The following is a 9460-nucleotide window of genomic DNA, read 5'->3' on the forward strand; positions in this document are numbered from 1 at the left end:
ATTACGTCATCGCCTGTCCTGTATTTTGTCGCGAAGTTAGGCTGCCTTCCGTCCGGGGGGTTGCGGTCGATCAATGCGGACTCTTCCTTTTGGCACGAACCGTTGATTGTCGCCGCGGCGGTGGCCGCCACCGGGCGCCCGAGCGCCTGTTCCGCAGCGCTCAACAAAGGACGGTTTCGATGATCAAGGATCTGCTTGTCGTCACCGACGCCATCGGCGATGCTGCCGGTCCCTATGCGCTATCCTTGGCGCAGACGTTTGGGGCTGCCACGACTTGCGTGTGCGTTGAGCCGGAGGGCGGCTCCGAGGATTTCGCTCTGGCGGAGGTGCGCTACGATCTTGTCGTGTCGGCGCGTGAGGAGGCGCTTGCAGTTGCCCGAGAAGCAGCTGCGAATTTTGCTTACGCTGCCAAAACGCGCGATGTCGCAGTCGAGACCGATACGCTCCGCGATAGTCCAGGCGTCGTGAGGAACCGGCTGCTCGATCTCGCGCGGACGCACGACCTCGCGATCATCGAGCAGAGTGGAACTCGCCGCGAGAAGCCGGCAGACGTCTTTCTGGAGGATCTCCTGCTCGGGTCAGGACGGCCGACGATCGTGGTTCCGAAGGACTGGAGCCCGTCAGCGCGGTTCGATGCGGTTACGGTCGCGTGGGATGGGAGCGCTCCGGCCGCACGCGCCGTGGCCGATGCCTTGCCGCTTCTCTTGCGCGCACGACGCGTGAACGTCGTCACCGTGCAGACCGAAGCTGTCGCCGGCGTCAGCGAACGCAGCCATCGGCTGACAACGCACTTGGCTCGTCACGGCATTGACGCCGGCTATCGCGCTACCTTCAGTGCCACATCCGTCGTCGAGACCGTGCTGGGCGAGGTCGCCCAGAGCGGCTCCGACCTTCTGATTATGGGAGCTTATGGCCATTCCCGCCTGCGCGAACTCTGCCTCGGCGGGACGAGTCGCGATATGCTCTGCCGGATGACGATCCCGGTGATGATGTCGCACTGAGAACCTGCTCTGATTGGCTCCGTGAGGCGAGCAGCTCCTGATCGTGTTTACCTAGCCCCGCCTCTGCCGTTCCCGCGTGTGACATACTTGTCTCCGCGGCGGCGCAAGGCCAACGCTCACCTCGGGAGGCATTCGATGCCAGGCCACGGCTTCCATGAAACGCTCCGAGAAGCGCGGGCAGCCTTCCGCACTGACAAACCAGGTTCACGCAGCTGCCCTTCGATCACGAACCGGTGGTCCGCAGGATCGATGGCAGCTTAAGCTGTGGTTCGGCGGCAGTCGATCCCGGGGCGTTTCAGCGCGTTGAGCTGACCTGAGGTGCTGCGACGCGGCAACGTTGCCGTCCTGCAGCCAACATATGGATCGGGACGGGCCGGATGAGCGAACCGCGTGAGATTGAACTGAAGCTGAAATGCGAGCCCTCCGACCTTGCTACTCTTCAGGCGCATCCCCTCCTGCAGGAGGCTTCCGAGCAGAGAGAGACGGATCTCACCTCGATCTACTTCGACACAGCTGAGCAGCGCCTGCGCGAGGCCGGTCTCGAGTTGCGGATACGCCAGAGTGGCGAGCGCTTCATCCAAACACTCAAGGCCGAGGGGGACGGCCTCTTCAATCGACCCGAATGGGAGCAGGAGGTGAGCGGCCCCGAGCCAGACCTTGCGGCCTTGGTCGATACACCGCTCCGCAAGGTTCTGCGGCGCAAAGACCAGCTGCAGCCCCTGTTCACCACCATCGTGAGGAGGCGCACCTACCTCGTCGAGCAGGGCAGCTCCCGCATCGAGGTCGCCCTGGACAGCGGCCAGATCACAGCACCGAGCGCCGGCGACAGAGCGACGACGGTCTGTGAGGTGGAGCTGGAGCTGAAGGAGGGCTCTTCCGACGACGTATTCGTGCTGGCGGATGCGGTCGCGGCGTTGGTGCCGTTGCACCTTGGCGTGCGCAGCAAGGCGGAAAGAGGCTACAGTCTCGTTTCCGGGGACCTCGACCGCGTCCGCAAGGCCGAGCCTGTACCGCTGCGCGTGGACATGAGCGCTGCCGAGGCGTTTCAATCCATCGCACATGCCTGCCTGCGCCACATGCGGCTGAACGAGGATATCCTGCTGAAGGGCCGCGACGTGGAGGCCCTCCACCAGGTGCGTGTCGCGATCCGGCGGCTGCGCTCGGCGTTCTCGCTGTTCGGTGACCTTGTCGAGGACGGACCGGGTACGCGCATCAAAGCCGAACTGAAGCGCCTGACGCAGCCACTGGGCCAGGCTCGCAATCTCGACGTGTTCCTCGCCACGACGCTGCCCGTTGAACGGCAGCGGCACCCGGACGAGGCGGGCTTACTCAACCTCGAGACGCAGTTGGAGGACCATCGAACCAAGGCATATGAAGCTGTCGAGAGGCTGTTGCGGTCCCCGGAGTGGCGCACGCTGTTGCTGGATCTCGTCGCCTGGATCAACAGCGGTCCTTGGCTGCGCGCGGACGATAGGGACGGCGCAGGATCACCAAAGCAACCTGCGCGCGAGTTCTCAGCGCGTGAGCTCGATCGACGTCGTCGTCAGGTGAAGAAGCGCGGCCGCCACCTCGATGAACTCGGCCCCGAGGATCGGCACAAGGTGCGCATTGCGGCCAAGAAGCTGCGCTACGGCGTCGAGTTCTTCGCGAGGCTGTACCCGAATCAGAAGGCGATGAAGCGTCACGCCGCCTTCACTAAGGTCATCTCCCGGCTGCAAGATCATCTTGGCGCGCTCAATGACATAGCCACCGGTCACGAGGTTGTCCGGCAGGTCGCAAGCGAACATGCCGGCGCCTCAGCCTTATTTGCAGCTGGCATGACGGTCGCGGACCTCGAAGCGCGTACGCACGAGCTTTTGACGGCTGCGGCCGAAGCTCATAAAGAATTGGTAGATACTAAGCCATTTTGGCGGTTCATAGCGGCTGCTGCCCGTGCGCTGTCGTCAGGTCAGGATTAGGGCGTCTACGGAACTCTGCTGCAGAGCAGCGTCCAGTCGGATCCGTTTTCAGGATCGGGTTCAGGATCGGCGTCGGGCTCTTCGAGCTTGGTGAGCGCGTAGCGCAGCGCCGCGATGGCGCGCATCCGCCTCACAGGCTCGGTCGGCACGAGCAGGCACACGACTTCCGACGGCGCGAGGATCGAGATGGTCGTGAGCGTCGAGCCGTCGTGATCAGTGACGGTTACGACGATGGGTTGTCTGCCACCAGCGCTGCGGCCTCGGTCCTTCGGAAAGGAAACGACGTTGCTCATGCTCGGTCATTGCGCGGCAGCTATGCGAAACCGAGTGCCGAGGTGGTGCTTGGGTAGGCCCTATGTTCACCACCCGGCCAACCTACACGGCCGATACCATGCCGCTGGGCGCTGCCGAGATTTCGGGCCGTTCGAACTCTGTCTTCGAGACGATCTCGGAGCCTCGCATCTCAGCGTCGAATGCTCGCGCGAGCGCAGCATACAACAGTACCATACACTGGTTAAGATGAAGCTAGACGGAACTCCGACCAATTTATCATGCGCTCATCAGGAGACGACCTGGGACCGGCGCTGACCCGGCCCCAGGTCGGCCCGTCCCGATCAGAAGGGATAGTAGCGCAGCGATACCAGGCCCACGACCATGTTCGTCGAGGGCGCCAATCCGGCCGCACCGCGGAAAGCCTCCCGTGTCGTGTAGGAGCCCTGAGCGCCCGCAACCACGCGGCCATAGCTGCCCTTGTAGAGGTCATGCCAGAAACCAGCCGTGACCTGCCAGACGTTTCGGCTCTCCGCTTGGCAGGTCGAGGCGGACGCGCCTTCGATGTCGCAGCCGCTGTTGACCAGGGTGGGCGAGCCATAGCCGACCAAGCTCAAGGCGCCGGTGCGCTGGGCATGCTCCCAGCCCGCATAGGCATAGACGTCCGTGCCGGGCTGAACGTGGCCGACGACGCCCGCCAGCAGCTGGAACATCGGTATGGTCGCGATGGTGCCGTCAGCCTTCAGGGCGAAGTCCGGCAGCTGCGAGGACCCGTAGCGTCCGATGCCTTGGCCGTAGAGGCCGCTGAGCTGCACGTCGAGGAGCGATGGCAGCACCGGGAAGCTCGCCGAACCACCGATGCCGTAGCCCATGGCGGTTTCGGTACGGCCGGGTAGACGGGTCGTGGCGTTCAGGTTGGTGGCGATCAGCCGGTCGTCGAAGAAGCGCACCAGCCCCTTGAGCTCGTAATGGCCAAAGCCCGGCTCGAAGGCGAGCTTGCCGATGATGTCCGGCGCGCTGTTGTTCGAGTAGGTGGTCGAGTTGTTGAGCAGGCCGGCCGCGTCGCCGATATTGTTGAGGTTGACGTTGGCGGGCGCCGCGAAGGGGCTCGGCGGCAGCACGCTCTGGGGCGATTCCAGCGACAGACCCGCCCAGAGGCCCGGCGCTACGTCCTTGACGATGCGGATCTGCGGGTTGCGCGACCAGTTGAAGCCCGGCACGTATTGCGCGTCGATGGTGAGCGGGATCTGCTCCTTGAGCGGGGTGATCCCAGCCGTGTTGGTGGTGATCAAGCTCCAGGCTTGACCGGCCAGGAAATGCCAGCCGTTGTCGAGCGAGTCGATCGAGGCGAAGACCTGCCTGATGCGCGGAACGTAGCTGTTGCTCTCGCGGGAGTTGGAGGTGACGCCAGCACCCAGGAAGTCGAACTCGTAGTAGGCCGAGACTTTGATGGTCGGGTCGACCATGCCGGTGAAGAGACCGCTTAGCCGGCTCTGGCGGGCGGAGAAGCGGAACTCGCTCTCGCGGGACAGGGGACTGTTGCGGAAAGGAATGCCGCCGAAGTCGCTGCCGACGTCGGCCGCCTCGTTGGGTGTACGATAGATGCCGGCGAGTTCGATGAACCCACCCGGTGTGAAGCAGATACGGTTACCTAGCGCGTAGCTGCCTGAACCGCAGGCGAGATCTGCTTCGACGATGGCAGGGAGGACACCGTCCTTGCTGATGAGGGGCGTTGGACCGGATCGTTGCGGTACACGGGCCTGCTGCACGATAGCCTGGGTCTGTGCCTTCTGCTCGGCCGACTGGCGACGAAGATTTTGCAGCTCTTTCTGCATGGCCAGGATCTGCCTCTGCATCGCGTCCATGCGCGCGGCGACAGCGTCGGCAGTCTCGGCGTATCCGAGCGTAGAACTGAACGCCAATCCAGTGCAAGACAGTACAACGGCAGCATATGTAGAGCGAAATTCAGCAAGACAAGATATCATTATTCGGACTTCGCCTCTTATTAGGATGAATCGACTGCAATATATTTCGTTGCGACTTAATTTTGGCGAGTCCGATACTCATTGTCCATGACGCTCTGATGACGCTCGACGCTTTGAGGTATCGGCAGAAAAGGGAAACCCTTTCTGTGACAAACACATGCGTCAGATCGCAAGCCGCACGCCTGACCATCTCGGCTCAGCAATGCGATGTATTTGCCACACATGTATAGCCGGCGTCTGAGTTCTAGACTGCCTGCCTGACCCGAACGGGAAGCGCTCAGCTCCGACTGCTACAGCCCGATGCCCGCAACACTTCCACGATGCACTCGACGACTTGGTATGCCGAAGCCGGGCGAGGACATGACAAGATTACGTTCCGCCCTGGGCCTATGAGCTTGCCGCAGCCGGCGAGCATGCGGATCATCAGTCCATCACTAATTTTATCACGCTACAATGATACGCTAAAGCAAATCAGTGGCTCGATATGGACAGAGTGCATATTTATCGGCAGGATAAGCGCTCGTGCATCTTGAATATCAAGAAAATAATGAGATTTAAATCAAATCTCTAGTCATTTTTGTCATCTGGGGTATCTTTTCTGTGCACTAATCGGTCTTCAATGTAACTTGATGCGTCTCAATATAATTTGAATCGCCGCAGCAACACTGCGCGCCTTGTATTATGCTTCATCTGACCAATTTTTGATTTTGCGTTGTCATATTTAGCCCGGCATTTCTTCGCGAGCTTGCCAAACGCGTCATCAATCTTAGCAGAGGTTTTGTCAGTCTCCTGTTTTAGGGCTTCCGAGTGATCCTCGGCTTCGGACTTCTTGGCATTCTTGGCCATGTGCTCGATCCTAGCTAGGGTTGGGACTCGATCAACATCAGGGACGAGCGCGAACGTCACGGCTGAAATACGCTATTGAACGCGATTGCTGTAGCGGCCGGACAATGGGTTCGACCAACTGACGCGAGCACCGGTGGATTAAGAATATGCCCGTTGGCAGAAACGGCCTTGAATTAAAATTAGATCTGCAACAATAAGCGCTATTTAAATCTTTGCCGCGCATTCCTTATGGCTACGGCTTGCGGTGCCTGGACTCGCCCGACATCACAGGAGTCGAGCTCACATGTCAGACATCAAGGCTAAGTGCATTCGATGCGGCGCATCCATGCAGGAAGGCCAGCTTAATATCAAACAGCAAACTTTCCCAATAGAATGGGTTGAAGTCATTCCTGGCTTGAATGATGCGCAGGGGACGGCCGTCGTCGGCTGGGGAGCCGCCGCTCAGGAGTCAAAAATCAAGCGAAAACAACTGGAGAATAGTCGGAGGAGGATTTCGGCGTGGCGCTGCATTCAATGCGGAAAGCTGGATTTTTATACTTTATAAGATGTAAATAAAGCCAATTACCCGGAAGAATTGCGCCGCTTGTTGATCTCATCAATTGATTTAAGGCATATCCTGCCCTGCGGACCCGTTCAACACCAGAACGCGACGATGGCGGCGCGCGCGTGGTAGGCGTGGCGGGTAAGCGAACAGCTCGCGGCCGGTGCAGTGAGGCATGCGTGACCGCGCCGGCATCGACCCGCGCGCGAGCTGGCTTGGGCGGACTGATGATGCTCGCCGTCTGCTCCGCGTCGCGGTCAGGCACTCGTGAGCCCGTGGCTGTAATCGCTGCTCGCCCCAACGACTGAGCGTGCTTTGCCGGACCGGGGTTCAGGATCGGTGCCGCAACTCTCGGGCCTGGTGGCGTGATCTCGGTCGCGCGGTCGACCACTTGTGGCACGGGGTCCGGGCTGAACGTGGCCGTGCGTCCTGGTGGCGGTGACGCAGTAACTGGCTGCGCAGGCCCAATGACGGCTTCGAGTGGGGACGGCATCTGAGCCGGATTAGGTGCGAGGATCGGCGTAGACACCGAGTTCGCCGGCGGGGTCGGCGTCACATGCGACCCAGCTTGATCCAGCGTCGATTGCGGTACATCCGGCGCGAGCGTCGACACTACAGACGGCGGATTCGACACTGCGCTGTCCTGACGCTCGGTGCGTTCATTCCAGGCAGGCGGCTGCTCGTGCGTCAGGCGCGCCGCGTCGAGGGGAGCTCGGCCGAGTAGTGGAAGGCGGGGGTTGGCGCGTGGCGGCAGGAAGGCCGGCTGCTCCACCGTGTCCGCTGAGTTCGGATCCAGAAAGCTTCTGGGTCCGTCCGCGGGGGAGAAGGTATCCGGATCGTCGGCGTGCGAGCGCGGCCTTGTCAGGTGCGGGACCTATACCCACGATGGAAAGGTAGCCGGGGATGGAGCGGTGCCGGGCACTACAGATGCTACAGGACGGGTAGGCGTCGACTGGAACCCACGGCTGTACCGATCAAGCCACGCAGCGCCAGCGGTGAGCAGCACGAGCGTAGAGAGGCAAGAGATTGAGATCGTAGCCCGAGGCGACAGGAAGCCGTCACGCCCGACGACCATGAGGTGTCGAGTCGCGCCGATGGGCTGCAGATCGCCCACTTTGGCCGAGCTACGCCGAAACATTCGCTTGAAATTTGGCTTTTTCGAAATGGTTTCAAGACTGTGGCAATTTGGACGTTCGCCCACTGAACACAGACAGCCTCGTCCCCTCACTGGGCTGCGGGCTCAGGTGCTTCTGGACAGCTGCTTTAAGGAGCGCCTTGCACGCCCGAGTCAGCTTCGACTCCACTGCTGTTACTGAAGCAATAGCAAACCATGCTGCTGATTGGCTCCCCCGGGCCTTCCTGCCTTCTCTGCGGAAACGACAAAACATACTTAGGTTGTCCAGTTCCGTTCGCGTCACGGTTCTCCCGCTCAACAGGGCGGCCGAGCCTCACCGCGTGAACTCGGCCGTTCCGGGACAATAAGTCACCGCTCCGATTAGGCTCCGTTTCGGTTAGAAGGCCGCGACTTGTCGTCGTCCCTTGCGCGTTGGGGCAGTAGAAGCGCAACAAAAATCCAATGAGGCGCCTTTTGGATGCCGTTGCTGCAGACGATCCACCGTTTACCTCTCCGTAGCTTAAGACGATTCTGCTGGTCGAAGACAATGTCACGAGCCGTGTACGCGTCAAGACTCGGCCACTTGGGTGAAGCGGCAGGAAAATTCAAGATTTTTCTCGCTGACGACGACGAACTGGTGCGGACTTGCACTGCCGAGATGCTGGATGATCTTGGTCATACAGTCGTCGAGGCAGCGTCCAGCTTCCAGGCTCTGGAACGGCTCGGGGCATGCGAGGGCGGGGTCGACCTCGTGATCACCGATGTGGATCGGCCCCGAAGCGGGACCCCGGCCGAAACTGCATTATCGCTTTGATATCGTTCAAATAATCGAGAAGATGGTGGGGTCTCAATCGGCGCCGACCGGGACCCCGCACCACCCTCGATTTTGCTAGGGTGTGAACCGAACCAAGCTGTTGCCGGGTTTGCCAGTTTGTGATTCCAGGCGACTGTTTTGCAGCCTGGAGGTGGCGATGGCGGACCTGTTCTGGCTCTCCGATGAGCAGTGGGCGGTGATCGAGCCGTTCATGCCCAGAGACCAGCCCGGCCCCGAGCGCAAGGACGACCGGCAGATCATCTCCGGCATCCTGCACGTGCTCACATCGGGATGCCGCTGGCGTGATTGTCCGGCGGAGTATGGGCCGCGCACCACCGTCTACAACCGGTTCAACAGATGGTCGCGGCGCGGCTTCTGGAAGGCCATGTTGGCGGACCTGGCCAAGGCCGGGTGGGCGGGCGATGCGGCCGCCCTCGATAGCACCTATGTGCGGGCCCACCGCTCGGCCCACGGCGGCAAAGGGGGGCGCGGACACAGGCCATCGGCCCGTCGCGCGGCGGCCAGACGACCAAGATCCACGCGCTCACCGATGTCCTCGGCCGCCCCGGCGTCCTCTTGCTGACGCCCGGCAACGCCAGCGACGTGACGACCGCGCCTGCGGTGCTGGCCGAAGCGCCTGGCCGGATCCGGCGGCTGGCTGCCGACAAGGGCTACGATGCCGATTGGCTGCGCACCGATCTGCGGGCGCAGGGCATCACGCCGGTCATCCCGGGCAAGCGCAGTCGCAAACGACGCATCCGCCACGACAAGCGGCGCTATCGGGAGCGCTGGCGCATCGAGGCGACCTTCAACCGCCTCAAGGACTTCCGCCGCGTCGCGACCCGATATGACAAGCTCGCCCGCAACTATGCCTCAGCCGTCGCCCTCGCCGCCGTCATCGCTTTCTGGTGCTGATCGAGTCCAGACCCTA

Annotated in this window: 6 protein-coding genes and 1 pseudogene; 4 read left to right on the plus strand and 3 right to left on the minus strand. The window is 61.6% G+C overall.

Annotation, left to right across the window (positions count from 1 at the left end; translation table 11 throughout):
• The first annotated feature begins 179 nt into the window (after positions 1 to 179).
• Positions 180 to 1001, plus strand: coding sequence for a universal stress protein (locus Q8W67_RS24835; RefSeq protein ID WP_305550508.1), 822 nt, complete (start codon positions 180 to 182; stop codon positions 999 to 1001).
• Positions 1002 to 1378: 377 nt separating this feature from the next.
• Positions 1379 to 2959: a CYTH and CHAD domain-containing protein gene (locus tag Q8W67_RS24840; protein ID WP_305550509.1), complete on the plus strand. Its 1581-nt coding sequence runs from the start codon at positions 1379 to 1381 to the stop codon at positions 2957 to 2959.
• Between the two features lie 5 nt (positions 2960 to 2964).
• On the opposite strand, the gene Q8W67_RS24845 is transcribed toward Q8W67_RS24840, so the two are convergent.
• From Q8W67_RS24845 to Q8W67_RS24855, 3 genes are all read right to left on the minus strand, one after another.
• A complete protein-coding gene (locus tag Q8W67_RS24845) occupies positions 2965 to 3252 on the minus strand; it encodes a hypothetical protein (protein ID WP_305550510.1) in 288 nt (95 codons plus the stop codon).
• Between the two features lie 321 nt (positions 3253 to 3573).
• Entirely contained in the window at positions 3574 to 5094 is a 1521-nt protein-coding gene (locus Q8W67_RS24850) for a hypothetical protein (protein ID WP_305550511.1), read from the minus strand.
• Positions 5095 to 5850: 756 nt separating this feature from the next.
• The gene (locus Q8W67_RS24855) at positions 5851 to 6060 is read right to left on the minus strand and encodes a hypothetical protein (protein ID WP_305550512.1); all 210 of its coding nucleotides are present in this window, start codon (positions 6058 to 6060) and stop codon (positions 5851 to 5853) included.
• Positions 6061 to 6343: 283 nt separating this feature from the next.
• Between Q8W67_RS24855 and Q8W67_RS24860 the strand changes: the two genes are divergently transcribed.
• A complete protein-coding gene (locus Q8W67_RS24860) occupies positions 6344 to 6604 on the plus strand; it encodes a hypothetical protein (RefSeq protein ID WP_305550513.1) in 261 nt (86 codons plus the stop codon).
• 2136 nt (positions 6605 to 8740) lie between these two features.
• Positions 8741 to 9444, plus strand: a pseudogene (locus Q8W67_RS24865) (IS5 family transposase).
• Positions 9445 to 9460: the final 16 nt, after the last annotated feature.

The sequence above is a fragment of the Methylobacterium sp. NEAU K genome (assembly GCF_030700285.1).
Taxonomy (GTDB): Bacteria; Pseudomonadota; Alphaproteobacteria; order Rhizobiales; family Beijerinckiaceae; genus Methylobacterium.

Coding starts and splice junctions, on each gene's coding strand:
- Q8W67_RS24835 (WP_305550508.1), top strand. CDS start 180: ATGATCAAGGATCTGCTTGTCGTCACCGACGCCATCGGCGATGCTGCC.
- Q8W67_RS24840 (WP_305550509.1), top strand. CDS start 1,379: ATGAGCGAACCGCGTGAGATTGAACTGAAGCTGAAATGCGAGCCCTCC.
- Q8W67_RS24845 (WP_305550510.1), bottom strand. CDS start 3,252: ATGAGCAACGTCGTTTCCTTTCCGAAGGACCGAGGCCGCAGCGCTGGT.
- Q8W67_RS24860 (WP_305550513.1), top strand. CDS start 6,344: ATGTCAGACATCAAGGCTAAGTGCATTCGATGCGGCGCATCCATGCAG.
- Q8W67_RS24850 (WP_305550511.1), bottom strand. CDS start 5,094: ATGGACGCGATGCAGAGGCAGATCCTGGCCATGCAGAAAGAGCTGCAA.
- Q8W67_RS24855 (WP_305550512.1), bottom strand. CDS start 6,060: ATGGCCAAGAATGCCAAGAAGTCCGAAGCCGAGGATCACTCGGAAGCC.